Source organism: Mycobacterium sp. NGS33, from assembly GCF_059812885.1.
Genome location: NZ_JCALDN010000003.1, coordinates 83,517 through 109,166, shown reverse-complemented (window position 1 = coordinate 109,166; position 25,650 = coordinate 83,517). Strand labels below are relative to the sequence as shown.

Genomic DNA, 25,650 nt, shown 5'->3' with positions numbered 1-25,650 from the left:
GGATCCGGAAGAACATGGCGGAGGCGGACGGGAATTGAACCCGCCAACGACAGCGACTGCCGTTCGACGGTTTTGAAGACCGCGCCGGTCACCAGACCGGACACGCCTCCTTGAGCCATGGCGCCAATTGTCGCAGCCTTCGGCGCGCGGGCACCATGGACGCCGTGACGTACCGATTGACTCAATACGCCCACGGCGGCGGCTGCGCCTGCAAGATCCCGCCCGGTGAGCTCGAAGACGTCGTCCGCGGTCTGGGCTGGCACCCGCCGCGCGACCCGGTCGGGGAGCTGCTGGTGGGCCTGGATCACGGCGACGACGCGGCCGTGGTGCGCATTCAGGACGGCACGGCGCTGATCGCGACCACCGACTTCTTCACCCCGGTGGTGGACGACGCCTACGACTGGGGCCGCATCGCCGCCACCAACGCGCTGTCCGATGTCTACGCGATGGGCGGGCGTCCGGTCGTCGCGGTGAACCTGCTGGGTTGGCCGCGCGAGGTGCTGCCGTTCGAGCTGGCCACCGAGACGCTGCGCGGCGGGCTGGATGTGTGCGCAGTGGCCGGCTGCCACCTGGCCGGCGGGCACAGCGTCGACGACCCCGAACCCAAGTACGGGCTGGCGGTCACCGGGATCGCCGACCCAAAGCGCTTGCTGCGCAACGATTCCGGCAAGCCCGGCACGCCGCTGTCGCTGACCAAGCCGCTCGGTGTCGGCGTACTGAACAACCGGCACAAGGCCACCGGGGAGCGCTTCGAAGAGGCGGTCGCCGTGATGACCACGCTCAACGCCGACGCGGCCGCCGCGGCGCTGGCGGCCGGGGTCGAATGTGCCACCGACGTCACCGGTTTCGGGTTGCTTGGGCATCTGCACAAGCTGGCGCGGGCCAGCGGCGTGACGGCCGTGATCGATTCGGCGGCGGTGCCCTACCTGGACGGCGCGCGTGCGGCGCTGGCCGCCGGCTACTTGTCCGGCGGCACCCGGCGAAACCTCGACTGGGTGGCGCCGCACGTCGACCTGTCCGCCGTCGCGCAGGACGACGCCCTGTTGCTCGCCGACGCGCAGACCTCCGGTGGGCTGCTGATCGCCGGGGAGATTCCGGGAGCGCCCGTCATCGGCGAATTGATACCGCGCGGCGAGCACACCATCGTGGTGCGCTGATCGGACCCACGGCACTAGGTCGCATGGCGACCCGCCGCGCTCGGCTTCGCCGCGCTTGCGATCGCCACTAGGTGACAACGTGGCGACCCGCCGCGCTCGGCTTCGCCGCGCTTGCGATCGCCACTAGGGTGACAACATGGCCCTGCGCAAAGTGTTCCTGGAATGGCCCGTCCTGCGCCAGTTGCGGTCGACGGACAAACTCGGCCGCGGCTCGGCGGTGACCTCCAAACACACCCGCGCGCTGGCCCCGCGCACCACCACGGCCGACCGTGTCGTGCAAAGCGTGTGCCCGTACTGCGCCGTCGGCTGCGGGCAGCGGGTGTACGTGAAGGACGAGCGCGTCGTGCAGATCGAGGGCGATCCCGACTCGCCGATCTCGCGAGGCCGGTTGTGCCCCAAGGGTTCTGCCAGCGAGCAGCTGGTGAATTCGCCGGGACGTCAGCTGCAGGTGCTTTACCGGCCGCCCCGGGCCACCGGGTGGCAACCGCTGGAGCTGGACACCGCGATCGACATGATCGCCGACCGCTTCGTGGAATCACGCCGCAACAGTTGGCAGGACATCGACAAGAAGGGCAACCTGCTGCGCCGCACTATGGGTATCGCCGCGCTCGGCGGCGCCACCCTGGACAACGAAGAGAACTACCTCATCAAGAAGCTCTTCACCGCCGCGGGCGCCATTCAGATCGAGAACCAAGCTCGTATTTGACACAGCGCCACGGTTCCCGGTCTGGGAGCCTCCTTCGGGCGCGGCGGCGCCACCCAATCACTGCAAGACATGGCCAATGCCGACTGCATCGTCATCCAGGGCTCCAACATGGCCGAGTGTCACCCGGTGGGCTTCCAGTGGGTGGAAGAGGCCAGGGCGCGCGGCGCCCGGCTGATCCACGTCGACCCGCGCTTCACCCGCACCTCGGCGGTCGCCGACCGGCACATCCCGATCCGCGCCGGTTCGGACGTGGTGCTGCTCGGCGCGCTGATCAACCACGTCCTGTCCAACGACCTGTGGTTCAAGGAGTACGTCGTCGCGTACACCAACGCCGCCACCCTGATCAACGAAAGCTTCAGGGACGCCGAGGATCTCGGTGGCCTGTTCTCCGGCTTCGATCCTGAGACCGGTCAGTACGACACCTCGAGCTGGGCCTACGAAGAGCGGGATGACAGCGATCTCGACTCGCCCGCCACCGGCCACCCGCACGGCGCCACCGCATCGCAGAGCGCGGCGGGTGACGAGCACGGCAGCGGCGGCCCACCGCTGGCGCACGCCCGGGTGCAGCGCGACGAAACCCTGCAGCACCCGCGGACGGTGTTCCAGATCCTCAAGCGCCACTACGCCCGCTACACCCCGGAGATGGTCAAGGACGTCTGCGGTATCGGCCGCGAAGATTTCGACTACCTGGCCTGGTCCATCGTGGAGAACTCCGGGCGCGAGCGCACCACCTGCTTCGCCTACGCCGTCGGCTGGACCCAGCACACCCTGGGCGCCCAATTCATCCGCACCGCAACGATTTTGCAGCTGCTGATGGGCAACGTCGGCCGCCCGGGCAGCGGCATCATGGCGCTGCGCGGTCACGCCACCATCCAGGGCTCCACCGACATCCCCACGCTGTTCAACCTGCTGCCCGGCTACCTGCCGATGCCCAAGGCGGGCATGCACGACACCCTCGCCGACTACCTCGACGCGGTCGGATCCAAGAAGCAGAAGGGATTCTGGGCCAACGCCGACGCCTACACCGTCAGCCTGCTCAAGGCGTGGTGGGGGGACGCGGCGACCGCCGACAACGACTGGGCGTATGACTATCTGCCGCGGTTGTCCGGCCCGCACGGCACCTATCAGACCGTGATGGGGATGCTCGACGACGAGGTCGAGGGCTACTTCCTGCTCGGGCAGAACCCCGCTATCGGTTCGGCCCACGGCCGCATGCAGCGCATGGGCATGTCGCATCTCAAGTGGCTGGTGGTCCGCGATCTCAACCTGATCGAATCGGCCACCTGGTGGAAGGACGGACCCGAGATCGCCTCGGGCGAGCTGAAGACCTCGGAGATCGAGACCGAGGTGTTCTTCCTGCCCGCCGCCACGCACGTGGAGAAGGCTGGATCGTTCACCCAGACGCAGCGGCTGGTGCAGTGGCGGCACAAGGCCGTCGAGCCGCCGGGCCAGTGCCAGAGCGAACTGCAGTTCTTCTACGAGCTCGGCAAGCGGATCCGGCAACGGCTGGCCGGATCGACCGACGAGCGCGACCGGCCGCTGCTGGACCTGACGTGGGACTACCCGACCGACGAGCACGGCGAACCCGACGGGGAGGCGGTGCTGGCCGAGGTCAACGGATACCGCGTCGACGGCGCCGGACCGCTGACGTCCTACACCGAGCTGCGCGCCGACGGGTCGACCGCCGCCGGGTGCTGGATCTACACCGGGGTGTACGCGAACGCCACCAACCAGGCCGCGCGCCGGGTGCCGCACGGCGGTGCGTCGCCGAGCCAATCGGAATGGGGCTGGGCGTGGCCCGCCGACCGGCGGGTGCTCTACAACCGCGCGTCGGCCGACCCGGCCGGCAGGCCGTGGAGCGAGCGCAAACGTTACGTCTGGTGGGACGAGGGGCAGGGCCGCTGGGTCGGCTACGACGTGCCCGACTTCGTGGTCGACCGGGCCCCCGGCAGCCGCCCCGACCCCGATCTCGGTGGACCGGACGCGCTGGCCGGCGACGACCCGTTCATCATGCAGGCCGACGGCAAGGGCTGGCTGTTCGCGCCGAAGGGTGTGGTCGATGGGCCGCTGCCCACTCATTACGAGCCGCAGGAGTCACCGGTGGCCAACGCGCTGTACCCCCAGCAGCGCAGCCCGGCGCGAATCGTGTTCCCGCGCAAGGACAATCTGAGCGCACCCAGCGCCGGCGACCCGGGCGCTGACGTTTACCCGTACGTCTTCACCACCTACCGGCTCACCGAGCATCACACCGCGGGCGGCATGAGCCGGTGGCTGCCCTACCTGTCCGAGCTGCAACCGGAGATGTTCTGCGAGGTGTCCCCGGAACTGGCGGCCGAACGCGGCCTGGAGCCCTACGGGTGGGCCACCATCATCTCGCCGCGGGCCGCGATCGAGGCCCGCGTGCTGGTCACCCAACGGGTCAGCCCGCTCCTCATCAACGGCCACACCGTGCACCAGATCGGCCTGCCCTACCACTGGGGGGTCGGCAGCGACGCGGTGGTCAGCGGGGACGCGGCCAACGACCTGCTCGGTGTGACGCTGGACCCCAACGTGCAGATCCAGGAATCCAAGGCGGGGGCGTGTGACATCCGTCCGGGCCGCCGCCCGCAGGGCGAGGAGCTGTTGCGGCTGATCGCCGACTACCAGTCACGCTCGGGCGTCACCACCGAGACCGGTAATGAACGGGTGAGCGATTCCGTCTGGGAAGGGGGAGCCGATGGGCCAGCTGACCGGACCGACTGACCCGGCCGCGGCCGCCGGGTGGCCGGATGCCAAGCCGCGCAAGGGTTTTTTCACCGATACCTCGATCTGCATCGGCTGCAAGGCCTGCGAGGTCGCGTGCAAGGAGTGGAACCGCAACCCGCGCGACGGCGACCTGGAGCTGCTCGGGTCGTCGTACGACAACACCGGCGCGCTGGGCGCCAGCACGTGGCGGCACGTCGCCTTCATCGAGCAGGGCCGCGACCGCATCGAAGAGGCCCGCGAATCCGGCCGTGCGCTGATCAATCTCGGCATGCCCGCCCTGCCTGGCGCCGCGAAAACCGCTGAGGCCGAACTGGTTTCGCAGCCCCCGCACACCCCGGAGTTCCGCTGGTTGATGTCGTCGGACGTGTGCAAGCATTGCACCCACGCCGGCTGCCTGGACGTCTGCCCGACGGGAGCGCTGTTCCGCACCGAGTTCGGCACGGTGGTGGTGCAGCACGACGTCTGCAACGGCTGTGGCACGTGCGTGGCGGGCTGCCCCTTCGGCGTGGTCGAACGGCGCAGCGACGGCACCTACGCGACGCCGGCGGAACGTCCGGGTCGGCCGAAGGAGGAGTACGTCACCGGGGTCGCCCAGAAGTGCACGCTCTGCTACGACCGGCTGGTCGAGGACCAGATACCGGCGTGCGCCCAGACCTGCCCGACAACGTCGATCAAGTTCGGCGATCACGACGAGCTGGTGGCCCAGGCGCGCGAGCGCGTCGCCCAGCTGCACGCCGAGGGACGCACCGAGGCAAGGCTTTACGGCGCCAACGAGAACGACGGCGTCGGCGGCACCGGGTCGGTATTCCTGCTGCTCGACGAGCCGGAGGTCTACGGGCTGCCGCCCGACCCGCGGGTGTGCACGGCCGACCTGCCGACCATGGTCAAGCGAGCCGGCCTGGCCGCGGCCGGCATGGTCGGCGCGGCCGCGCTGGCATTCTGGAGGAGTCGATGAGCACCTCGGAATTCGACAGCTTCCGTCCGCCCGAGCCCAAGGGCGGCAAGCGCCGCAAAGGCAGGCGCGCCGGGCGCCGCGGCGCCGCGGACGGCTCACGCGAGATGCCGATGGTTCCCGACGCCGAGTTCACCTCGTACTACGGGCGGCCGGTGGTCAAGCCCGCGCCGTGGGGACACGAAGTGGCGGCGTACCTGTTCCTGGGGGGCGTCGCCGGTGGGTCGGGTCTGCTGGCGGCCGGTGCCCAGCTCACCGGTCGAAACACGTTGCGCCGCAACACAAGGCTGTCCGCCCTGACCGCAGTGGCCCTGGGCGCCGTCGCCCTGGTGAAAGATCTCGGCCGCCCCGAGCGCTTCGTCAACATGCTGCGGACGGTCAAGTTGACCTCGCCGATGAGCATCGGCTCGTGGATTCTGAGCTTGTTCTCGGCGGGCATCGGGGTGGCCGCGGCCGCCGAGGTCGACCGGATGACCGGCGAGCGAATCCCGTTGGGCCCGTTGCGGCCCGTGCTGCGCGCTGTGGAGGGGCCGGCCGGATTGGAGGCCGCCGTGTTCTCGGCGCCGCTGGCGGTCTACACCGCGGTGCTGCTCACCGACACGGCGACCCCGACGTGGAACGCGGCATATCGAGACCTGCCGTTCGTGTTCGTCAGCTCGGCGAGCTTGGCCGCGTCGGGGTTGGCGATGATCACCACGCCGGTGGCCGAGGCCGGGCCCGCGCGCAAGCTGGCCGTCATCGGCGCGGTCAGCGATCTGATCTCCGCCAGATTCACCGAGTTCCGGATGGACCCGGTGACCAGGGAGCCGCTGCACCACGGCACGCCGGGCCGGTTGCTACAGGGGAGCGAATTGCTCGCCGCCGCAGGCGGTTTGGGCGCGCTGCTGGGCGGCCGGCACCGGGGCGTCGCCGCCGTGTCCGGCCTGGCGCTGCTGGCGGCATCGGCCATGCTGAGGTTCGGATTCTTCGAGGCGGGCAGGGAATCGGCCGCCGACCCCCGCTACACCATCGAGCCGCAGAAGCGCCGGCTCGCCGCGCGCAGGGCCGCCGGCGTGACCGGGGACGCGATCACCACCGCGGACTGAGGATGCGGACGCGGCGCGGGGTGGCACGACGGCGTCGTTTGCGCCCTGCGTAGTCGGGTACTCCGTCACGCATGACGAATTTTGGCTACACTTTGATGACCGAGCAGAGTGGACCCAAAGACCTTGTCCGGTATGCGGTTTCGGCGGAAGAGCGTGGCTTCGACTTCCAGGTGTGTAGTGATCATTTCTCGCCGTGGCTGACCACGCAGGGGCATGCGCCGAACGCCTGGGCGGTGCTGGGTGCAGTGGCACAGGCCACCGAGCGGGTCGACCTCTACACCTATGTGACGTGCCCGACCATGCGCTATCACCCCGCCGTCGTCGCCCAGCAGGCGGCCACGGTGCAGATCCTGTCCGACGGACGGTTCACCCTGGGTCTGGGCAGCGGTGAAAACCTCAACGAACACGTCGTCGGCAAGGGCTGGCCCACCGTCACGCGGCGGCAGGACATGCTGCGCGAGGCCATCAAGATCATCCGCGAGCTGTTCGGCGGTCAACTGGTGGACTTCACCGGCGACTACTTCCAGGTCGATTCGGCCCGGCTCTGGGACGTGCCCGACGTCCCAGTCGGCATCGGGGTCGCGATCGGCGGCACCAAGGCCGTCGACAAGTTCGCCAAGTTGGCCGACCACCTGATCGCCACGGAGCCCAAGAAGGAGCTGGTCGACGCCTGGCACGGCGCCCGCCAGGCCGCCAACCTGGCCGGCGGCGGGCGCGTGGTCGGCCAGATTCCGGTGTCCTGGGATCCCGACCGCGACACGGCGGTGAAGCGAGCGCACGACCAGTTCCGCTGGTTTGCCGGCGGCTGGAAGGTCAACGCCGATCTGCCGACGCCGGCCGGCTTTGCGGGTGCGACCCAGTACGTGCGGCCCGAAGACGTCGCCGAGACCATTCCCTGCGGTCCCGACCTCGATGCCATCGTCGAGGGTGTGCGGCCGTACTGGGAGGCCGGGTTCACCGATATCGCGCTCGTGCAGATCGGCGGCGACGCCCAGGAGCGGTTCCTCGCCGAAGCCGCCGAGCCGTTGCTCGCGGCGCTGCGCGACGCAGCGAACTGACCGCAGGTTTGACCGCTTTCCGCTCGGGTACCCGCGTCGCAGTCGTGCGGCAGCCGGCCAACGCCCGTCGGGACGGCGGTGCGGCGGGAGTGAGCACCGCGTTCGGGCGGTGTTGGCCCCGCAAATCGCTGTAACACCGCCGTGGCGCGGATGTCGGCGCGGCGGCAAAGCTAGGGGGAGTGGAAGGTGAGCGATCGGACCGACGGCACGACGAACACGCTCGTCAAGGCCCTCAGCGGCGCCAGTTTCGGGCTGGGCATCGGTGAACTGGTCGCCCCGGGGAAAGTCGCCGCACCTGCGGGCGTGGATGACACCGGCCGGTCGCGGCGGGTGATCCGCGCGCTCGGGGTTCGCGAATGCGGGCATGGCGCCGCGCTGCTGGGCGGACCCGCCACGTTGGTGTGGACCAGGGTGGCCGGAGACGTCCTTGACCTGTCCCTGCTGATTGCGGGCGTGGCGGCTCGCGGCCCGGGGCGGCGGCGTCGGGGCGCCATTTCGGCGGCACTGCTCTGCGGTATCGGCGGACTGGACCTCTACACGGCATTACGCACGACCGGCAACGGGGATCGGCGAGGCGCTCCAGCGTGACGAGCGCGGTGAGCGGGAAGAAATCGGTGATCGCAAGAAAGGAGATCGACGATGTCAAATGAGTTGCAAGGCAAGAAAATTGCGATTTTGGCGGCCGACGGAGTGGAAAAAGTGGAGCTCGAACAGCCGCGTGCGGCGCTGCAGGAAGCCGGCGCCCAGGTCGAGTTGCTGTCCCTGAAGGACGGCGAAATCCAGGCGCGTAACCACGATCTGGAACCGGCGGGAACGTTTGCCGTCGACCGCAAAGTATCCGAGGCCTCCGTGGACGACTTCGACGGCCTGGTGCTGCCGGGCGGCACGGTGAACCCGGACAAACTGCGCATGGACAGTACCGCGGTGTCCTTCGTCCGTGATTTCGCCGAATCGGGCAAGCCGGTGGCGGCCATCTGTCATGGCCCCTGGACGCTGGTGGAAGCCGGTGTGGCAGTGGGCCGGACGCTGACCTCGTACGCCAGCATCCGCACCGATCTGCGCAATGCGGGCGCCCACGTCGTCGACGAAGAGGTCGTGGTGGACGGCAACCTGATTACCAGCCGCTCCCCCTCGGATCTTCCGGCCTTCTGCGCGACGATCCTCAAGCAATTCGCGCAAACGACCACCGGCTGACCGCGACTTTTCGGCCGGTCCGTTTGAATCCGCCGGTTTGCGGGCATTATCCCGCCAAGCCGTGATCAGCGGCAATCCTCGTAGGGATCTTGAAAGGCCAACAGTGACAACCACGTATCCCGAGCCCGCTGTTTCACCGGTGCCCAACGTGTACCAGCCGCAGGAGGACTCCCGTTTGCTGGTGGATGTGATGCACGACTCCGGCCTGATCCCGGGACGTCGTGTGCTCGATCTGTGCACCGGCAGCGGGTTCGTCGCGATCGCGGCTGCGGCAATGGGATGCGCCAGCGCCACCGCCTTCGACATCTGCCCGCAGGCGGTGCGTTGTGCCAGGGAAAACGCGGCGGTGGCGGGCGTGCAGGTCGACGTTCGCGAGGGCTCCTGGAGCGCGGCGGTGGATGACGCGCCGTTCGACGTCGTGGTGTCCAACCCGCCCTATGTGCCCACTCCGCCCGGCGCCGAGGCGGACGAGATCTGCCCGGCCGCGGGACCGTCCTGGGCCTGGAATGCGGGCGCGGATGGCCGGATGATCCTCGATCCGCTGTGCGAGACCGCGCCAAAGTTGTTGCGCGACGGTGGATCGCTGCTGCTGGTCCATTCGGCGCTGTCCGGCGTGCAGCAGTCGCTGGACGCCCTGAAGTGGGCCGGGATGGACGCGAAAGTGATTGCGTCCAAATGGATACCGTTCGGTCCGGTGATGTCGTCGCGGGCCGAATGGCTCGAGGACATCGGCCTGATCCCGCGCGGCCGGCGCGAAGAAGAGCTGATCGTCATCCGCGCGGAGAAGCGATGACCGCTACCCGGGTACAGGTGGTGCCCAACGGGCCCGTGCTGGTCTCGGGCCCGGTGCGCATCGAGATGCCCAATGGCGAGGTCGTCGAGTCCGACCGGTTCATGGTGGCGATCTGTACCTGTCGGCGCAGCGACCGCTACCCGCTGTGCGACACCAGCCATCGCCGGTGCCGTCGCCTCAAAACGCCGGAACGCTCGGCTGCTCCAGCGGCCTCCGCAGCGACGTCTGATTCTGCCGCCACGACGTCATAATCCGTTCCGCCAGACGGTCTTCCACCGCGGCGTGCGCCCGGATCCCAAAGATGACGTCGCGCTCGAGGTGCGGCTCCTGGGCGACGAGATCGCCCACCACATCGATGCGGACGACATGCTCGTGCACCGCGTCGGCCTCGACGTGCTCGCTGTAGAACTCGACGCAGGCCGCCGGCGCCTGCAGGCGGCGCAACGCCTTCACCATGCGCTGTGACCCCGGCGGTGAGGTGATCTCCGTCGAGGCGAAGTGCCCGATCGCGGCGCCGCGCATCGCGCGGTGCAGCCCGAACAGCGACATCAGGTTGACCACCGCCAGGGATTCGGCGGGCACCGCGTCGATGTAGCCCCAATACGTCGGATCCAGTCCCGCCGCCGACAGCAGATCGGCGAACAACTGCTGGTGCAGCCGCGCGCCCTGTCCGGCGCCGTACTCGTCGAATTCGACTGCCACGAACGCCGCTTTGGCGACTCCACGCAGACGCGGAATGGCCCACGCGTGCGGATCGCCCTCCTTGAGGTGATACAGCGAGCGGTGCACGAAGTATTCGCACATCTGCTGCCACGTCCCGGTGTCGCGCAGGTAGTAAGACGGGCCGGTGCCGTCCACGGGTTCGACCGTCAGCGCTTCCATCTCGGCCGCCGCCGTCTGGTCGGGGTCGATGTGTCCGACGTCGCGGCGCACACCGGCCAAAAACACGCGTTCCAGTTCGGCGCGCAGCCCCAGCAACGCGGGGTTCCATTCCCAGGCGGGATCCACACCGTTGAGGCCCCGGTAGTGCAACTCGTAGCACATGGACAACGCCAGCTGCAGATCCAGCCCATAGGGATCGGAATCGCGCGCGGACGCGCCGATGCGCGCCAGGTGATCGCCAGGGGGTGGGCCGGCCAGCGCGCAACGCACGGCTGTTGACAACGGCCCGTGCGCTGCAGGCAGGACGGGTTCGGTCATGGTCGATGCGTGGGTCACGCCGATGGCTACCCGCTACGCGGGGTGGGCAAACGGTGCGGCGGGGCCGCCATAGGGTTCCTGACCCGCCTCAGACGGCCGCTGACGGCAGCCGGAAGGTGATGTCGGCGGTGGTGCCGGCGGCGGTGGTGTCCAGCTCCATGGAATCGCTGAGCACCCGCATCAGCGGCAAGCCGCGGCCACCGGTACCCGGATTGGCGGCCGGCGTCTTCCACGATCCGTAATCGGTGATCCGGGTGCGCACTTCGTCGCCGGTGAGGGTGACTTCGAGCAACATCGTTCCGGCGGCGAAGCCACGGTAAGCGTGTTCGACGCAGTTGGTGCACGCCTCGTTGACCACCAGCACGATGTCCGCAGCCAGCTCTTCGGTGACGCCTCCGGCGTGCAGCCAGTCGGCCAGCCGATGCCGGATGCGGACCAATTGGTCTGCGGTCGCGACGGTTTCGATCCGCAGCGGGTTGTGCAGATGTCGGTAGATCACCATCGCGACGTCGTCGTCGTACCCCGCCGCGGGAGCCAGCTTACGAAGCACCTCATCGGCGACGGTGTCCAGCGGTGACGTCATAGTCTGCGCCAGAACGTCTGCGGCGCGGGCGATTCCGTCGTCAATCGATTCGTGCTTGCGTTCGACAAGCCCGTCGGTGAACAGCATGAGCGTCGAGCCGGGCGGCAGCACCTGGATGGTTTGCGGGCGCGGCTCGGTCCGGCGCACCGCGAGCGGCACCGACGCGCCCTCGGTCAACAGCGTGACCGCGCCGGGCTCCGGCCCGACCAGGACGGCCGGCATGTGGCCGGCGTTGCTGTACTGCAGCACCCCGGTCTCGGTGTCCAGAATCGCAAGGAACACCGTGGTGCAGTACGCATTCGGGATGAGCGATGCCGCCGAATCGAGTTGATCGAGCAGCACCGCGGGTTCGGCGCCGTTGATCAGCAACGCCCGCGCAGAGCTGCGCAGCTGCCCCATGATCGCGGCGGCGGGCAGGCCGCGGCCCACGCAGTCGCCGACGACGATGCCGATGTGGTGCTCGCCGATCGGGAGCACGTCATACCAGTCGCCGCCGATCTCCAAGGGCGGGACCGCGGGTTCGTAGCGAACGGCGAAGCCCGGCGGCGGCTGGACCGGTGGCAGCATGGCGCGCTGCAAGGTCAGCGACGTCTCACGCGCGCTCTCGAACTGGCGCACATGCTGCATCGCCAGACTCAGGTGGCTGATCAGCACGGTGACCAGTAGCCGATCCTCCCCGCTGACCCACCGGGGTGTCCGCAGCTCCAGCCACAGCGCCAGGTCCCCGGTGCCGGAGAGCACCGCGACCAGTCCCAGCGCCTTACCCGGATTCTCGGGCGCCTCAATCGTTTTCGCCGTCAGCGGCAGTTGGTGACGTGCGTCTTGAAAGGTGTTGCGCAACCACGGATCCAGCGTGCGCCAGGACGAGGCCGAGGGCTGGCCCGCCACTTGGACGGTCGGGTCGCCTTCACCGTTGGGCCACGAGACCGCGATCACCCGCTGCACGTCGATCGCCGTGCTGCACTCGTCGAGGGTGATCGACAGCAGTTCGTCCACGCTCTTGGCCACCGCCACCGCGGTCGCCAGGCGCAGCACCGCGCTTTCCCGGGCCGCGAACGCACGCTCGGCGGTGACGTCACGGATCGTTCCCACGTAGGCGTCTCGATCGCTGCCGGTTTCCTTCACCGCGTTGATGCTCACCTTCACCCACGCCAGATGGCCGTCGGCATGGCGAATCGGTGTTTCGTAGTCGGCCCTACCGTGGCTCAGCACCCGGGTCATCTGTTCGGCGGCCGTCTTCGTGTCGACCAGCCAGGGGTGCGGCCACTTGTACGGCAGGCCTTCGTTGGGGAATCCGAGAATCTCGATGAAGGCGCTGTTGATCTCGACCACCGAGCCCTTGTGATCGGCGACGAAGAAGCCTTCCTGCAGGGAATTCACCAGCGCGGTACGGAATTTGTCGCGGTCGGCCAGCCCCTCGGCGCGGGCCCGCTGCTCGGCGTAGCGTCTGTTGCCGTCGATGAAGCCGCGCGTCGCGACGTCAAGCGGGACCAGCAGCTGCAGCAGGAATTCCAGCGCGATCGGCGCATCGACGCGCACGTCGTCGGAGATTTCGAAGATCAGCCGCACGTGGTGCTCGACGATGTCGAGCAGGCTGATCTGCTCCTGTAGTGCTCTGCGCCCGAGCTCGTTGCCGATCGCCAGGGTGACCTCGTCACGCGAGTCCAGATAGGTGCGTAGCGCGGCCTCGTACTGGTCGTAGAAGTCGTTGTGGCCGCTCAAATCGTTACTCCCCTATGACGTGCCGCCAAAACCATCGCATCGTCGGTCTCCTTCGCGTCCTTGCCGAGGAGTCCTTCGGCGATGGCGACGGCCGAGGCCGAAAAGTCGATGTGGTCCAGGTAGTCTTCGGCGATCCCGTCGGTGCTCATCACGATCAGGTCACCCGGGCGAATCGAAACTACTTGCGCCGGCCTGATTTCCGGTATCCGGTAGCCGACGATACCGGCGGCGAGTCGTGCACTGGACCGAACCTGGATACCGGTCGGTGCTTTGGCCACCACATCGGCGGTGACATTGCCGACGCCGGCCCAGGTAAGCGTGCTGTCCGCGAAATCCACCCGTGCCAACGTCATTGCGACCCCTCTGGTGCCGGCCAGCACGCGATGGCACAGCTGGATCAAGACCTCGATGCGCTCGGACCTGGCGCGGGTGACCGCGTCGACGGCGCGCAGCGCGGCTTCCGCGGCGGGCGGCCCGTGGCCGAGCCCGTCCACCACCCCGAACAGCGCGGCCGCACCGTCGATGTCGACCGCGATGCCACGGTCACCACAGGTGTACTCGCTGGGCAAAGGCCTACCCGCCCTTGCCCATTCGATGGGGCCGAATCGCCCGTTCTCATGCACGAGGGGGAACCCATTTCCACATTTCGATGACGGTCCCCTGGCCGAGGGTGGACTCGACGACCAACCGGTCCATCAGGCGGCGGGCGCCCGGCAGGCCCAAGCCCAGGCCCCGTCCGGTCGTGTAGCCGTCTTCCAACGCCCGCTCGATGTCGGCGATTCCGGGACCCTGATCTTCGGCGCGCACCACGAGGGCCTTGTGGCCCTCGCGATCGGCGATGGCGACCCGGACGGCGCCGCGGCCGGCGTAGCTGGTGATGTTCCGCGCGATCTCCGAGATCGCGGTGGCGATCATCGTGACGTCGGTGAGCGAGAATCCCAGATCGAGGGCAAGTTGGTGGCCGGCTTTGCGGGCTTCGACGATGTCGTCGGGGTGGTCGATGGCGACGACGATATCAGCCGCCACCGTCGAGCCCGATCGTTGACTTCCCAACTCCGCCTTGGCGATTCAGCAGTGCCAGGCCCTCCTCGAGGTCCAGCGCGGTGTTCATGTCGTCGAACGCAAGCCCCAGCTGGACCATCGCGAAGGCCACCTCGGGCTGCAGACCCACGATCACGGTGTCCGCCCCGCGTAGCCGGGTCATATGCGCGATCGTGCGCAGCGACCGGGCGGCGAAGGAATCCATCACATCTATTGCGGTGACGTCGACGATGATGCCCTGGGCGCGGAACTGGCTGACCCGTTCCATCAGGTCGTAACGCAGACGTTCGGCGTCGGAGTCGGTGAGGGCGGCCTGTACCGACGCGATGAGGATCGAGCCCTGTTTCAGGATCGGTACTGGCATGGGATGCTCGTGTCGATTGTGGTTATCCGGTCTGTTCGCCGGTGCGGGTGACCTCGTAGCCCAGGAGGCGTTCGGCTTCCTCGATGCCGCCTTGCAGGTCGCCGACGGCGTTCATCTTGGACAGGTCCAGCCCGATGGTCACCAGCGTCAGCGCGATCTCCGAGGACAGGCCGGTGATGATCACGCTGGCGCCCATCAATCCCGACGCGTCGACCGTCTGCACCAGGTGGTTGGCCACCGTCGAGTCGATGGTCGGCACACCGGTGATGTCGATGACCACCACCTTGGCGCGGTTGGCGCGGATGGCCCGCAGCAGCTGTTCGGTAACCTGGCGGGCGCGCTGGCTGTCCAGCACGCCGATGATCGGCAGGATCAGCAGCTGCTCGCGCACCTGCAGCACCGGCGTCGACAGTTCGCGGATGGCCTCCTGCTGCTGGCGGATGATGCGCTCGCGTTCCTGCACGAACGACACGCCCACGGTGTTGGCGATGCGGTTGGCCGCGGGCTCGTAGGCGTCCAGCACCCGGTTGAGCATCTCGAACTCGGTCTGGTACTTCTCGAACAGCGAGCGGGCGAGCACGTCGCGCAGCAGCAGGACGATGCCGAGCACCTCGTCGGTCTCCACCCCTCGCGGGATGATGCGTTCCGACAGGTCACGCGCGTAGGCCTGCAGCGCCTCGACGCTACCGGTCTCGAGCACCTCGACGTAGTTGTCGTAGACGGCCGTCGCCTCGGAGAAGAGTTCCTCCGGGGTCATCGCGGTGAGCAGCTCGGCCTCGGTGATGCGGCGGGCCCACTCCTCGCGCAGAACGGTCCGATTCTGCCGCAGATGCTGAACGAGCTGCGGCAACAGGCCCTCGCTGGAGATGCCGACAGTCTGCGCGACCGTGCCGGTACTGTTGAAATCCGACGGCGAATCTGACATCTGGCCTCCCGAGTGCCACGTCGCGCCCTGCGGTCTGCAGTTCCTTTTGCGAGACTAGCCTGGGTTGTCGCGGGGCACGTGTAGAGGGCATATTCTTCTCGCAGTTCGTAACGGCAGGCTAGGGTTGAATCCACGCCACGGCCCAGGACAAAGGATTGCCATTGTCAGCTCCTGATTCGATTACCACGTTGGTTGAGGACCACGACGGGGTGTCCGTGGTCAGTGTCAGCGGCGAAATCGATTTGGTCACGGCGCCCGCCCTCGAACAAGCCATTAGCGCGGTCGTCGCGGATAGCCCGACGGCGCTGGTCATCGATCTCTCGGCGGTGGAGTTCCTCGGCTCGGTCGGGCTGAAGATCCTGGCCGCGACCTACGAGAAGCTGGGCAAGCAGACCGGGTTCGGCGTGGTCGCACGCGGCCCGGCCACCCGCAGACCGATCCACCTGACCGGTCTGGACAAGACCTTCCCGCTGTACCCGACGCTCGACGACGCGCTGACCGGGGTGCGGGACGGCAATCTCAACGGCTAGCAATCCACCCCGGCGGCGTCCGGTCCGCGCCACGCCCAACCGGGCGCACCGATCGCTTGCCTGACAACAGCTTTGGCGCGATCGCGGCGCGTCCCCGCATTCCAGGTGCGATGATCAGGGCTATGGACGTCGATCATCCGCAATCCGACCAGCGGTGGGATCACCGTGAGCGAGGCGAGACCGAAGTTCAACGGCTGGACCGGAATTGGAACAGCCTGCTGCAGGAGCTGCGGGTGGTCCAGACCGGGGTGCAGCTGCTGACCGGCTTCCTGCTGACCCTGCCGTTCCAGCAGCGCTTCGACGTGTTGGGGCCGCCGATGCGCGTAATCTACCTGGCCACCGTGGTGTGTGCGGTGTGCGCGACGGTCCTGCTGATCGCCCCGGTGGCGATGCACCGGATGCTGTTCCGGCGTCATCGGCTCCAAGTCCTGGTCTCGGCCGCGCACCGGTGTGCCTATGCCGGGCTGGCCCTGCTCGGTCTGGCGGTGATCGGCCTGACCACGATCATTTTCGCCGCGGTGGCTGGACGGACCGTCGGCTTGATCGCCGGAGCGTGTGCGCTGCCGCTGTTCACCGTCTTCTGGTGGGTGCTGCCGCTGCTGTTGCGGACGCACGGCGACTGACGCGAACCGCCCGATCAGCGCCCGGGCGCCAGCGCCGCGATCCGGGTGGACTCCAGGTGTTCGAGCAGGTCGCGTGGATCGGCGAAAACGGGGTCGGCCCCTGCCTCCCGCAGCTCCGCACGGGAGATGCCACCGCTCGTCAGCCCGATGCACGGTAGTCTCGCGCCGGCCGCGGCGTGCGCGTCCCACACGGCGTCGCCGACGAACACCGCGTGGTCGGCATCCACGCCGGCGCGGTCCAGGGCCACCCGCACGATGCCGGGTTCGGGCTTGGCGGTGTCGACGTCGCGCGACGAGGTGGTCTCGGAGATGACGTCGTCGCAATCGAGCACCTTGCGCAGAATCTCCAGTTCGTCTTCGGGCGCCGAGCTGGCCAGCACCACCTGCAAGCCCAACTCGGCCACGCGGCGCACCAGGTCGCGGGCGCCGGGCAACGGCTGCAGCAGCGGCGTGATCTTCCGGTAGTACTCGCTGTGCTTGTCGCTGAGGCGCTCCCGCACGTCTTCCGGGGCGTCGTCGGAGAGTTTGCGCACCAGCCTGGAACCGTCCATCCCGATGCAGCGATGGATTTTCCAGGACGCCACCACCATGCCCTCGGCGTCGAACGCGCGCTGCCAGGCGTACACGTGCAGATAGTTGGAATCGACCAGGGTTCCGTCGACGTCGAACAAGACGGCGGGGCGGCCGCCGTGCGCCGTCAGGGCAGGCTCCCTACACCGGCTCCCGGGCACCCGCCCGCGTGCGATCGTGAAGTCATGTGCCCGGCATACCCAGGCCGGGCGTGACTGACACGGCCCGACTCTCGTTTGGTCCTGGGGCCAAAGGGTATCCGGGGGTGATGATCCGCTACGCCGGAGCGGCTTTGCCGCGCCTGCCGGCTGAACCGGCCAAAGCCGGACGGCTTGTGAATAACATTGGCACGCAATAGTTTTCGACGAGGGATGACGTTGGATTACCGCAAGAACGCCCCAGTGGACCATGCCCGTACCACCCGTCAGCACGCCGGCGAATCCCTCCAGAATGGTGCCAATGCGCCCGGCCTCGCGGGTTCGGCCGTCGCGGTGATTGCCCTGACCGTAGGCCTGTTCGCCGTGGCTGCCGGCCATCTGGTGACCGGCGCGGTCGCCCTGATCGTGGCCGTCATATTGGGCGCGCTGAGCGCGGTCTGGCTGCTGCGCACCCACCGCAAGGTCCGTGAGGCCGAACTGCGCTGGCACTCCGAGCATTCCGACCAGCCGGCGCCACCGCCCAGCAGCTGAGCGGTCGCGGTTTGCCCGTCGGGGAGACGCCGGCATCTTTTTTGGTCGCATTGGTGTAGCACACCCCCGAACGGGGTACTGCCTGCGCCACGGGGGAGTACAGGAAAGTGCGTCAACCCGTTCCAGAGCAGGAAGGAACCCCAATGGCGACCACCACTGACTACGACGCACGCCGTATATCCGACGCGGACACCCAGGACAAGTCCTCGCTGCGCGAATTGGCGCCGACCCTGCAGGAAGCCGCCACCACCGTCGTGGACGAGGACCCCAACGATGTGCACTTCTTCGAGCTGCCGGGCGCCGACCTGTCCGGGGAAGAGCTGTCGGTGACCGTGATTCCCCAGCGGGCCGACGAGTTCACCTGCTCGAACTGCTTTTTGGTGCAGCACCGTAGCCGGATGCGGGCCACCAGCTCCGGCCTTCCGGTGTGCGCCGACTGCGCCTGACGCCGCCCGGCCGAAAGCTCCCCGGGCGGGGTGAGCCGCGCGCTGCGGCGCGATCGCGGAGCTGCGCCGGATTGTCGGTGGCATCCGCTAGGTTCAGCCCACGATGGACAAGGTGCTCGGGTCGCTGCTCCCGCTGGGGTTAGCGCTCCCTTGGTATTTCACGCAGCGGGCTACCGGTAGCTTGCCGGCGGGGTGCGCGGCCGGCCTGGTTGGCCTGGCCGCCGCGGTCGCCATCCTGTGGTGGCTTTCGGTGCAGCGGGATCGACACCAGGCCGACGCGCAGCGGCGGCGCGACCTCAAGTGCGCGAAAGCCGGGCTGCGGACCATCGATCGGATGACGGGCACCGAGTTCGAGGAATTCGTTGCGGCACAGCTTCGCATCGCGGGCTACAGCGTCACGCCCACGGCAACCACCGGCGACTACGGCGTGGACCTGATCGCCAAGAAGGACGGCGCCCGCATGGCCGTTCAATGCAAAAGGCTGGCGAAGGCGGTGGGGGTCGCCGCGGTCCAGCAGGTCGTAGCCGGGGCGCTGCACCATGGCTGTAACCGGACGGTCGTGGTGACCAACCAGACGTTCACCAAGGCGGCTCGCCGGCTGGCCATCACGCATCACTGCCGCCTGGTGGGGCGCACCCAGTTGCAGAGCTGGACGCGAAGCCCGACCGTTTCCGTGCGGGGACCGCGCCGCACCCCCGGGGTCGCTGCCCACGCCAGGCCGCAGCGGCTGGAGCCGGAGTGGGAAGCGTAGCGAAAGGCCCTGCGCCACAACGGTGTTCGGGCCGCTTGAGTGGCCTCAGCGCCGGGTCGCATCCTCGATCACCCGGCGCGCGATGTCGCGCAGCGGGGTGTTCATGCTCTGCGACAGTTTGATCAGCGTGTTGAACGCGGTCTGATCGTCGAGGTCGTAGCGCTCGATGAGGATGCCCTTGGCCTGTCCGATCATGTCGCGGGTGCTCAGGGCTTCCTTGAACTGTTGGGTGCGCACGACGTTGCTCCATGCCAGGGCGCCCAGCGTGGCGAAGATGGCGGCAATCCGGCGGGAGTCTTCGGAGAACGCCCGGGGGCGATCCGCGTAGAAGTTCAGGGCGCCCATGCTCAGCTCGTCGGCGAACATGGGCAGCGACAGGACACTGCGAATCGGCGTGTGGGCGAGCGCGTCGGCCTGATACTTCGGCCAGCGTTCGTCCGTCTCGAGGTCGTCGACGACGACGACCTTGCGGGTCCACGCGGCGTGCACGCACGGCCCCTCCAGGTGGCGCTGCTGGAACTCGTCGAGCAGACGGGCGCTGTCGTGGGTGACCGACGGGGTGCTGACCTCGTTCTGCCGGCTGGTGACGGTGATCCCCGCCTCCTGAGCCCCCGGCACCCAGCGCGCCGCCGCGCCGGTCAGGTCGTCGAGCACCTGCGGGAAGTCCGAAGCGTCCGCGGAATAGATGGCGCGCAGAACGTCGGTGAGCAGGGTCAGATCGTCAAGATTGGTCACTGAATGTCGCCCTCATGCTTCGAGACCGGTTACAGGCATTTCCGCGCCGTTTTCTGCAGCCTGCGGTCTCGCGAGGCGATCACTGATGAGTTATGACGGCGACGAACGTCAATGCTGTCTGCTTAGCATTACGCGAGATGCAGTATATCGGCCCGGTTTTGGGTGATTGCGCACCACACCTGCTCCGGGCGAACGCCCGTTGACGACCGCCACACGGCGGTCGACGACCGGCCGGAACGGCTGACGACCGATCGATGTCAGACTGGTCGGGGTGGCGGGATTTGAACCCACGGCCTCTTCGTCCCGAACGAAGCGCGCTACCAAGCTGCGCCACACCCCGCTTGAAGCTCCGACAGCCTATCGCACCGGCCCATCGGCTGGCCAAACCGTCGTGCGCCGGGTCACGCCCAGGAGCACGATCGCTCGAACTCGACCAGCGCCTCGGCCGGGCCCGCGGGGTCCAGTCCCTGCGCGGTCACCCACTCGTCGCTGAAATACGTGTCGCGGTAGCGGTCGCCGCTGTCGGCGAGCAGCGTGACCACCGAACCGCTGCGGCCCTCGGCGACCATCTCGGCGAGCAGGCCGAACGCACCCCACAGGTTGGTGCCCGTAGACGGCCCCACCCGGCGCCCCAGCACCGCGCTGACGTGCCGCGCGGCCGCGATCGACGCCGCGTCCGGGACGGCCACCATCCGGTCGACCACGCCGGGCAGGAACGACGGCTCCACCCGCGGCCGGCCGATGCCCTCGATGCGCGACGAGGTGGGCAGCACGACGTCGTCGCGGTCCTCGGCGAAGGCGGGGAAGAACGCGGAGTTCTCCGGATCGACGACGCACAACCGGGTCGCGTGGCGCCGGTAGCGGATGTAGCGCCCGATGGTGGCACTGGTTCCGCCGGTGCCCGCACCGACCACGATCCATTCCGGGACCGGGTATTCCTCCTCGCGCATCTGCTCGAAGATCGATTCGGCGATGTTGTTGTTGCCCCGCCAGTCGGTGGCGCGTTCGGCGTTGGTGAACTGGTCCAGGTAATGCCCTCCGGTCTCGCCGGCGACCCGCTGGGCCTCGGCGTAGACCTCGCTGGAGCTCTGCACGAAATGGCAACGGCCGCCTTGGACTTCGATGAGCGCCACCTTTGAGGTGCTCGTCGCCGCGGGCATCACGGCGACGAACGGCAGCCCCAGCAGGGCCGCGAAATAGGCCTCCGACACCGCCGTCGAGCCCGACGACGCCTCGACCACCGTGGTGCCCTCGTCGATCCAGCCGTTGCACAGCGCGTAGAGGAACAACGAGCGTGCCAACCGGTGCTTGAGGCTGCCGGTGATGTGCGTGGTCTCGTCTTTGAGGTATAGCGCGACCTGAGCCCCGGGGCCGCCGGTGCTCCACGCCGATGGCAGGGGATAGCGCAGCAGATGGGTGTCGGCGCTACGCCGGGCGTCGGCCTGGATCAGCCGGATCGCGTTGTCGGTCCAGCAACGTGAGCGGCTGCGGACCGCGATCCGGGTCTGGCCGGTCAACGCACCGATGCTGTGGGCTGCGAGCGGGTCAGGTCGCTGGCCGCGTCGCGGTCGCCCATCGGAGCGGCGATCAACGTCAGCAGGGTGGCCTCCGGACGGCAGCAGAATCGCACCGGCGCGAACGGTGAGGTGCCCATCCCGGCGGACACATGCAGCTGCATGTTCGCGCCCCAGCGCGACGGACCCTTGGCGCGCGAGCGGTCCAGACCGCAGTTGGTCACCAGCGCGCCGTAGAACGGCAGGCACACCTGCCCGCCGTGCGTATGTCCGGCCATCACCAGCTGATAGCCGTCGGCGGCGAAGCGGTCCAGCACCCTGGGCTCGGGCGAATGCGTCAGCCCCAACCGCAGATTCGCCGCCGGGCTGGCCGGGCCGGCGATGGTTTCGTAGCGGTCCCGGTCGAGATGGGGGTCGTCCACACCCGCCGCGGCGACGTGCAGGCCGGCCACTTCGAATTCGCGTCGGGTGTGGGTGAGGTCGAGCCAGCCGCGCTCGGTGAAGGCCGCCCGCAGGTCCTGCCAGGGCAGCGGCTCGCCGCGGACCCGGTGGGACGGGTTGGTCACGTAGTTCAGCGGATTCTTCAACGTGGGCGCGAAGTAGTCGTTGCTGCCGAACACGAAGACACCCGGCCGCGACAGCAGGTCGCCCAGGGCCTGGATGACCGACGGCACCGCCTTGGGGTGGGCCAGGTTGTCGCCGGTGTTGACCACCAGGTCCGGCTCCCAGCCGGCCAGCTCGCGCAGCCACTCCTGTTTGCGGCGCTGGCCGGGCGTCATGTGGAGGTCGCTGACATGCAGCACCCGCAGCGGCGTCGAGCCCGGGCTCAACACGGGCATGGTGATCTCGCGCAGGACGAACGCGTTGCGCTCGATGACCGCGGCATAACCGAGGCCGGCGACGCTCGAAGCAAGGGTGGCGGCGCCGGCACGGATCAGGACGGGCACAGCTCGGCGACGATGCGGGCCGCGAGGCGGCCCGGGGAGGAGCCGGGCAATCGGGACTTGAGCATCAGCCATGCTGGCAGCCTACTGCCGGTCGCGGACTGGCAGCGTATCTCTTGCGTCACGGCGCAATCCCGCCTATGGCGGCGGTTGGCCGGGCGCCGGTGGCGGCGGCGCCAGCAGCGGAATGGTGATCGGCGGCAGGCCCGGGATCTCGACGACCTGCGAACCGACCGGCGGCGCGCCTTCCGGTGGCGGCGGCGGGGCGGGCGGGATGCCGTTGCTGACCTGGATGGTGATGATCGAGCCCGGAATCGTCGCGCCGCTCGGCGTCGTGCCCACCACTTCGCCCTGCTTGGCGCTGCTGTTGACGAAATTGTTCTGGTCGGCGACCTGGAAGCCCGCCTCCTTGATGCGCTGGCGGGCCGCGTCGATATCCAGGCCGGCGACGCTGGGCACCCGTGACCCGGGTGCCCCGTCGACGTAGCGCGGATCGGTGGGCGGCAACTGCACCGGCCCGAAATTGGTGGCGATCGGCTTCATGGCGGTGAACCACGTGCGGGCCGGCTCGTTTCCGCCGTACAGGTCGCCCTCGCCGCAGTGGCGCAGCGGGGCGGAACACAGATCGGTGGGGTTGGTGGAGTCGTCGTAGATGTAGTTGGCCGCCGCGTAGTGGTTGGTGAAGCCCACGAAGCCCGACGAGCGGTGCGCCTCGGTGGTGCCCGTCTTCCCGGACACCGGCAGGTCCCAGCCCGCCGCGCTGGCCGACCCGGCGGCCGTGCCGCCGCCCAGGGCGTCCTTGCTCATTGCGTTGGCCAGCGTGTTCGCCAGGCCCTCGGGCACCACCTGGTCGCAGGTCTCGGTGGTGACGGCGACCTCGTTGCCCTTGCGGTCGACCAGCTTGTCGATCGGGTTGGGCGGGCACCAAGTGCCGCCGGAGGCCAGCGTGGCCGCGACGTTGGACAGTTCCAGCGCGTTCACCTCGATGGGGCCCAGCGTGAACGAGCCGATGTTCTGCCGTTTGACGAAGTCGGCCAGGCTCTCGTTGCTGTCGGGGTTGTAGTCGCGGGCCGTGCCCGGGTCGGCGTAGGACCGCAGCCCGAGCTTGATCGCCATGTCGACCGTGCGCGTCACGCCGACCTGCTGGATCAGCTTGGCGAAAGCGGTGTTGGGCGAGGTGGCCAACGCGTCGGTGACGTTCATCGACCCGCGGTAGTTACCGGCGTTGACCACGCACCAGTTGTCCTTCGGGCAGCCCTTGGCCCCGCCGCTCCCCATGCCCTTCGCCTGGAACCGGCCCGGCACCTCGAGGGTGGCGTTGATGCCCATGCCCATGTCCAGGGCCGCGGCCGTGGTGAAGATCTTGAAGACGGATCCCGCGCCGTCGCCGACCAGCGAGAAGGGCTGGGGGCGCATTGTCTGACCGGCGTCGACGTCGAGCCCGTAGGTGCGGTTGCTGGCCATGGCCATCACCTTGTGCGACGTCTTGCCGGGCTGGATCACGCTCATCACGCTCGAGATCCCCGGCAGGGTCGGGCTGGCGAATTTGTCGATGGCCGCCTTGACCGGGATCTGCACGTCCGGGTCCAGCGTGGTCTTGATCAGGTAGCCGCCCCGGGCCACCTGTTCCTTGCTGATCCCGGCCCGCGACAGGTACTCCTGGACGTAGTCGCAGAAGAAGGCGCGATCGCCCGCCGCGATGCAGCCGCGGGGCAGTTCGTTGGGCTGCGGCAGGATCCCCAGCGGCGCGGCCTTGGCCGCGCGCAGCGCTTCCTCCTCCTGCGGGATGTTCTGGATCATGGTGTCCAGCACCAGGTTTCGCCGCGCCAGTGCGCCTTCGGGATTGATGTACGGGTTGAGGGCGCTGGTCGACTGCACCATGCCCGCCAGCAGCGCCGCCTGCTGCCAGTTCAGGTCGGACGCGTTGATGCCGAAGTAGGTCTGGGCGGCGTCCTGTACGCCGAACGAGCCGTTGCCGAACGAGACCAGGTTCAGATAGCGGGTCAGGATCTCGGGCTTGGTGAAGGTCTTGTCCAGCGTCAGGGCCATGCGGATCTCGCGCAGCTTGCGGGCCGGAGTGGTTTCCACGGCCGCGCGCTTCTCGGCGTCGGTTTTCGCGGTCACCAGCAGTTGGTAGTTCTTGATGTACTGCTGCTCGATGGTCGAGCCGCCGCGGGTGTCGACGTCGCCGCGGGCGTAGCCGGCCAGCCCGGTCAGGGTGCCTTTCCAGTCCACGCCGTTGTGGTCGGCGAACCGCTTGTCCTCGATGGAGACGATCGCCAGCTTCATCGTGTTGGCGATCTTGTCGCTGGGCACCTCGAACCGGCGCTGCGAATACAGCCAGGCGATGGTGTTGCCCTTGGCATCGACCATCGTCGACACGGCGGGCACCTCGCCCTCGAGCAGCTGGGCCGAGCCATTGGCCACCACTTCCGAGGCGCGATTGGACACCAGTCCTATTCCGCCGGCGAACGGGAACAGCAGGGCCGTGGCGACGACGCTGGCCAACAAACAGAGCCCCGCGAGCTTAAGGATCGTGAGCGCGGCCGGGGGGCGGTCTGACATGGCTACTACAGTAGCGGCCCCCAGCCACGCCGCCACGCTGCACGTTCTTCCAAAATTTGGGTCCTCTTGGGGCCGCGGGCCGGCGGCCGCGAATTTGCAGTTGCGTTACAGGTCAGAGGTGCAACAGAGTGTGCAAGATCACTTCTTCGCCTATCGTTTGGGACGAGACGGGACGCCCGTCCCAAAAAAAGCGTTATCGGACTGTTGCGCAATTGGCACCTGACCACCTAACTTAGACACACGGTGAGATTCAGGTAACACCGATGTACATAGTGTGGCGTAGATCGCTAGGTCAGGATCTGCACCCGAGGAGGGCGGCCGTGACGGGCGGCCGGTAGGGAAAGGGAACAGTTCGTGTCACCAATACGGCCGGCGGCGCGTAGGACAAACATTGCAGCCGCACAAGGAGTACTCCGCAGCGTCGATGCTGAAGAACGGATCGCATGGGTCTCGAGGGCGCTATGCCGGACCACCGATCCCGACGAACTGTTTGTCCGGGGAGCGGCCCAGCGTAAAGCGGCGGTGATCTGCCGTCATTGCCCGGTGATGCAGGAGTGTGGAGCAGACGCGCTGGACAATAAGGTCGAGTTCGGGGTTTGGGGCGGCATGACCGAGCGGCAGCGCCGCGCCCTGCTCAAGCAGCACCCCGAGGTGGTTTCCTGGGCGGACTTCTTCGACAAGCGGCGGACCCGCAGCGTCGGCTGACCTTCGCGAGCCCGACCCGCCGGCGGTCCATCGCTGCGGGTAGGGCCGACCGC

26 protein-coding genes and 2 tRNA genes are annotated in these 25,650 nt (G+C 68.3%); 15 read left to right on the top strand and 13 right to left on the bottom strand.

What is annotated here, in order from left to right; translation table 11 throughout:
- Window positions 1-15: 15 nt before the first annotated feature.
- A tRNA-Sec gene (locus tag AC5Y5B_RS07955) sits at window positions 16-110 on the bottom strand.
- Between the two features lie 45 nt (window positions 111-155).
- Here AC5Y5B_RS07955 and selD point away from each other — a divergent pair.
- The 9 genes from selD to AC5Y5B_RS07910 all read left to right on the top strand — a co-directional run bounded on the left by selD (window position 156) and on the right by AC5Y5B_RS07910 (window position 9,941).
- Entirely contained in the window at window positions 156-1,157 is a 1,002-nt protein-coding gene (selD, locus tag AC5Y5B_RS07950) for a selenide, water dikinase SelD (RefSeq protein ID WP_500004907.1), read from the top strand.
- 136 nt (window positions 1,158-1,293) lie between these two features.
- Complete coding sequence (gene fdh, locus AC5Y5B_RS07945; protein WP_500004905.1) at window positions 1,294-4,605, top strand: formate dehydrogenase; 3,312 nt, start codon at window positions 1,294-1,296, stop codon at window positions 4,603-4,605.
- Entirely contained in the window at window positions 4,580-5,563 is a 984-nt protein-coding gene (locus AC5Y5B_RS07940) for a 4Fe-4S dicluster domain-containing protein (protein ID WP_112634027.1), read from the top strand. Before fdh ends, AC5Y5B_RS07940 begins: the two co-directional genes overlap by 26 nt.
- A complete protein-coding gene (gene nrfD, locus AC5Y5B_RS07935; protein ID WP_500004902.1) occupies window positions 5,560-6,645 on the top strand; it encodes an NrfD/PsrC family molybdoenzyme membrane anchor subunit in 1,086 nt (361 codons plus the stop codon). The genes AC5Y5B_RS07940 and nrfD overlap by 4 nt, the downstream gene beginning before the upstream one ends.
- Window positions 6,646-6,716: 71 nt before the next feature.
- A complete protein-coding gene (locus AC5Y5B_RS07930) occupies window positions 6,717-7,703 on the top strand; it encodes an LLM class F420-dependent oxidoreductase (protein ID WP_112634029.1) in 987 nt (328 codons plus the stop codon).
- A gap of 186 nt (window positions 7,704-7,889) precedes the next feature.
- Window positions 7,890-8,291, top strand: a complete 402-nt coding sequence (locus AC5Y5B_RS07925; protein WP_500004897.1) for a malate dehydrogenase — start codon at window positions 7,890-7,892, stop codon at window positions 8,289-8,291.
- Window positions 8,292-8,342: 51 nt separating this feature from the next.
- On the top strand, window positions 8,343-8,897 hold the full coding sequence (locus AC5Y5B_RS07920) for a type 1 glutamine amidotransferase domain-containing protein (protein WP_500004895.1): 555 nt from the start codon (window positions 8,343-8,345) through the stop codon (window positions 8,895-8,897).
- A gap of 103 nt (window positions 8,898-9,000) precedes the next feature.
- A complete protein-coding gene (locus AC5Y5B_RS07915; protein WP_112634032.1) occupies window positions 9,001-9,690 on the top strand; it encodes a HemK2/MTQ2 family protein methyltransferase in 690 nt (229 codons plus the stop codon).
- Window positions 9,687-9,941, top strand: coding sequence for a CDGSH iron-sulfur domain-containing protein (locus AC5Y5B_RS07910; RefSeq protein WP_500004893.1), 255 nt, complete (start codon window positions 9,687-9,689; stop codon window positions 9,939-9,941). Before AC5Y5B_RS07915 ends, AC5Y5B_RS07910 begins: the two co-directional genes overlap by 4 nt.
- On the opposite strand, the gene AC5Y5B_RS07905 is transcribed toward AC5Y5B_RS07910, so the two are convergent.
- The 6 genes from AC5Y5B_RS07905 to AC5Y5B_RS07880 form a co-directional block, all read right to left on the bottom strand.
- Complete coding sequence (locus AC5Y5B_RS07905; RefSeq protein WP_500004889.1) at window positions 9,868-10,890, bottom strand: iron-containing redox enzyme family protein; 1,023 nt, start codon at window positions 10,888-10,890, stop codon at window positions 9,868-9,870. The two genes, AC5Y5B_RS07910 and AC5Y5B_RS07905, sit on opposite strands and share 74 nt — an antisense overlap.
- 88 nt (window positions 10,891-10,978) lie before the next feature.
- Window positions 10,979-13,195, bottom strand: coding sequence for a SpoIIE family protein phosphatase (locus tag AC5Y5B_RS07900; protein WP_112634037.1), 2,217 nt, complete (start codon window positions 13,193-13,195; stop codon window positions 10,979-10,981).
- The gene (locus AC5Y5B_RS07895) at window positions 13,192-13,818 is read right to left on the bottom strand and encodes a SpoIIE family protein phosphatase (protein WP_112634038.1); all 627 of its coding nucleotides are present in this window, start codon (window positions 13,816-13,818) and stop codon (window positions 13,192-13,194) included. Before AC5Y5B_RS07895 ends, AC5Y5B_RS07900 begins: the two co-directional genes overlap by 4 nt.
- A complete protein-coding gene (locus AC5Y5B_RS07890) occupies window positions 13,811-14,221 on the bottom strand; it encodes an ATP-binding protein (RefSeq protein ID WP_112634040.1) in 411 nt (136 codons plus the stop codon). The genes AC5Y5B_RS07895 and AC5Y5B_RS07890 overlap by 8 nt, the downstream gene beginning before the upstream one ends.
- Window positions 14,211-14,600 (bottom strand): STAS domain-containing protein, encoded by a 390-nt coding sequence (locus AC5Y5B_RS07885; RefSeq protein ID WP_112634042.1) that lies wholly within the window; start codon window positions 14,598-14,600, stop codon window positions 14,211-14,213. The genes AC5Y5B_RS07890 and AC5Y5B_RS07885 overlap by 11 nt, the downstream gene beginning before the upstream one ends.
- Window positions 14,601-14,622: 22 nt before the next feature.
- Window positions 14,623-15,525: an STAS domain-containing protein gene (locus AC5Y5B_RS07880; RefSeq protein WP_112634044.1), complete on the bottom strand. Its 903-nt coding sequence runs from the start codon at window positions 15,523-15,525 to the stop codon at window positions 14,623-14,625.
- 161 nt (window positions 15,526-15,686) lie between these two features.
- Here AC5Y5B_RS07880 and AC5Y5B_RS07875 point away from each other — a divergent pair, with 161 nt between their 5' ends.
- Both AC5Y5B_RS07875 and AC5Y5B_RS07870 read left to right on the top strand, forming a co-directional pair.
- Window positions 15,687-16,055: an STAS domain-containing protein gene (locus AC5Y5B_RS07875; RefSeq protein ID WP_240631795.1), complete on the top strand. Its 369-nt coding sequence runs from the start codon at window positions 15,687-15,689 to the stop codon at window positions 16,053-16,055.
- 122 nt (window positions 16,056-16,177) lie between these two features.
- Window positions 16,178-16,678 carry a DUF6328 family protein gene (locus AC5Y5B_RS07870; protein WP_500004882.1) on the top strand — a complete coding sequence of 167 codons (501 nt, stop codon included), beginning with the start codon at window positions 16,178-16,180 and terminating at the stop codon, window positions 16,676-16,678.
- A gap of 14 nt (window positions 16,679-16,692) precedes the next feature.
- Here the strand turns inward: AC5Y5B_RS07870 and AC5Y5B_RS07865 are convergent, their stop codons facing one another.
- A complete protein-coding gene (locus tag AC5Y5B_RS07865) occupies window positions 16,693-17,409 on the bottom strand; it encodes an HAD family hydrolase (RefSeq protein WP_500004880.1) in 717 nt (238 codons plus the stop codon).
- Window positions 17,410-17,619: 210 nt separating this feature from the next.
- Here AC5Y5B_RS07865 and AC5Y5B_RS07860 point away from each other — a divergent pair, with 210 nt between their 5' ends.
- The 3 genes from AC5Y5B_RS07860 to AC5Y5B_RS07850 all read left to right on the top strand — a co-directional run bounded on the left by AC5Y5B_RS07860 (window position 17,620) and on the right by AC5Y5B_RS07850 (window position 19,134).
- The gene (locus AC5Y5B_RS07860; RefSeq protein WP_112634050.1) at window positions 17,620-17,937 is read left to right on the top strand and encodes a hypothetical protein; all 318 of its coding nucleotides are present in this window, start codon (window positions 17,620-17,622) and stop codon (window positions 17,935-17,937) included.
- Between the two features lie 143 nt (window positions 17,938-18,080).
- A complete protein-coding gene (locus AC5Y5B_RS07855) occupies window positions 18,081-18,383 on the top strand; it encodes a DUF4193 domain-containing protein (protein ID WP_112634052.1) in 303 nt (100 codons plus the stop codon).
- A gap of 103 nt (window positions 18,384-18,486) precedes the next feature.
- Window positions 18,487-19,134, top strand: a complete 648-nt coding sequence (locus AC5Y5B_RS07850) for a restriction endonuclease (RefSeq protein WP_500004875.1) — start codon at window positions 18,487-18,489, stop codon at window positions 19,132-19,134.
- Between the two features lie 45 nt (window positions 19,135-19,179).
- Here AC5Y5B_RS07850 and AC5Y5B_RS07845 read toward each other — a convergent pair whose 3' ends face one another.
- From AC5Y5B_RS07845 to ponA2, 5 genes are all read right to left on the bottom strand, one after another.
- On the bottom strand, window positions 19,180-19,869 hold the full coding sequence (locus AC5Y5B_RS07845) for a GAF and ANTAR domain-containing protein (protein WP_112634054.1): 690 nt from the start codon (window positions 19,867-19,869) through the stop codon (window positions 19,180-19,182).
- A gap of 263 nt (window positions 19,870-20,132) precedes the next feature.
- Window positions 20,133-20,209 (bottom strand) — tRNA-Pro (locus tag AC5Y5B_RS07840).
- Window positions 20,210-20,270: 61 nt separating this feature from the next.
- Entirely contained in the window at window positions 20,271-21,386 is a 1,116-nt protein-coding gene (gene cds1 / locus AC5Y5B_RS07835) for an L-cysteine desulfhydrase Cds1 (protein WP_500004872.1), read from the bottom strand.
- Window positions 21,383-22,402: a metallophosphoesterase gene (locus tag AC5Y5B_RS07830; protein WP_240631796.1), complete on the bottom strand. Its 1,020-nt coding sequence runs from the start codon at window positions 22,400-22,402 to the stop codon at window positions 21,383-21,385. The genes cds1 and AC5Y5B_RS07830 overlap by 4 nt, the downstream gene beginning before the upstream one ends.
- A gap of 63 nt (window positions 22,403-22,465) precedes the next feature.
- Window positions 22,466-24,892 carry a transglycosylase/D,D-transpeptidase PonA2 gene (gene ponA2, locus AC5Y5B_RS07825; RefSeq protein WP_112634056.1) on the bottom strand — a complete coding sequence of 809 codons (2,427 nt, stop codon included), beginning with the start codon at window positions 24,890-24,892 and terminating at the stop codon, window positions 22,466-22,468.
- Window positions 24,893-25,246: 354 nt separating this feature from the next.
- Between ponA2 and AC5Y5B_RS07820 the strand changes: the two genes are divergently transcribed.
- A complete protein-coding gene (locus AC5Y5B_RS07820; protein WP_065027012.1) occupies window positions 25,247-25,597 on the top strand; it encodes a WhiB family transcriptional regulator in 351 nt (116 codons plus the stop codon).
- The last annotated feature ends 53 nt before the right edge of the window (window positions 25,598-25,650 follow it).

Excerpts from the sequence above, each read along its gene's own strand:
- selD (WP_500004907.1), top strand. The coding sequence starts at position 156 with ATGGACGCCGTGACGTACCGATTGACTCAATACGCCCACGGCGGCGGC.
- AC5Y5B_RS07940 (WP_112634027.1), top strand. The coding sequence starts at position 4,580 with ATGGGCCAGCTGACCGGACCGACTGACCCGGCCGCGGCCGCCGGGTGG.
- nrfD (WP_500004902.1), top strand. The coding sequence starts at position 5,560 with ATGAGCACCTCGGAATTCGACAGCTTCCGTCCGCCCGAGCCCAAGGGC.
- AC5Y5B_RS07930 (WP_112634029.1), top strand. The coding sequence starts at position 6,717 with ATGACGAATTTTGGCTACACTTTGATGACCGAGCAGAGTGGACCCAAA.
- AC5Y5B_RS07920 (WP_500004895.1), top strand. The coding sequence starts at position 8,343 with ATGTCAAATGAGTTGCAAGGCAAGAAAATTGCGATTTTGGCGGCCGAC.
- AC5Y5B_RS07910 (WP_500004893.1), top strand. The coding sequence starts at position 9,687 with ATGACCGCTACCCGGGTACAGGTGGTGCCCAACGGGCCCGTGCTGGTC.
- AC5Y5B_RS07905 (WP_500004889.1), bottom strand. The coding sequence starts at position 10,890 with ATGACCGAACCCGTCCTGCCTGCAGCGCACGGGCCGTTGTCAACAGCC.
- AC5Y5B_RS07885 (WP_112634042.1), bottom strand. The coding sequence starts at position 14,600 with ATGCCAGTACCGATCCTGAAACAGGGCTCGATCCTCATCGCGTCGGTA.
- AC5Y5B_RS07880 (WP_112634044.1), bottom strand. The coding sequence starts at position 15,525 with ATGTCAGATTCGCCGTCGGATTTCAACAGTACCGGCACGGTCGCGCAG.
- AC5Y5B_RS07870 (WP_500004882.1), top strand. The coding sequence starts at position 16,178 with ATGGACGTCGATCATCCGCAATCCGACCAGCGGTGGGATCACCGTGAG.
- AC5Y5B_RS07860 (WP_112634050.1), top strand. The coding sequence starts at position 17,620 with ATGACGTTGGATTACCGCAAGAACGCCCCAGTGGACCATGCCCGTACC.
- AC5Y5B_RS07855 (WP_112634052.1), top strand. The coding sequence starts at position 18,081 with ATGGCGACCACCACTGACTACGACGCACGCCGTATATCCGACGCGGAC.
- AC5Y5B_RS07850 (WP_500004875.1), top strand. The coding sequence starts at position 18,487 with ATGGACAAGGTGCTCGGGTCGCTGCTCCCGCTGGGGTTAGCGCTCCCT.
- AC5Y5B_RS07830 (WP_240631796.1), bottom strand. The coding sequence starts at position 22,402 with ATGGCTGATGCTCAAGTCCCGATTGCCCGGCTCCTCCCCGGGCCGCCT.
- ponA2 (WP_112634056.1), bottom strand. The coding sequence starts at position 24,892 with ATGTCAGACCGCCCCCCGGCCGCGCTCACGATCCTTAAGCTCGCGGGG.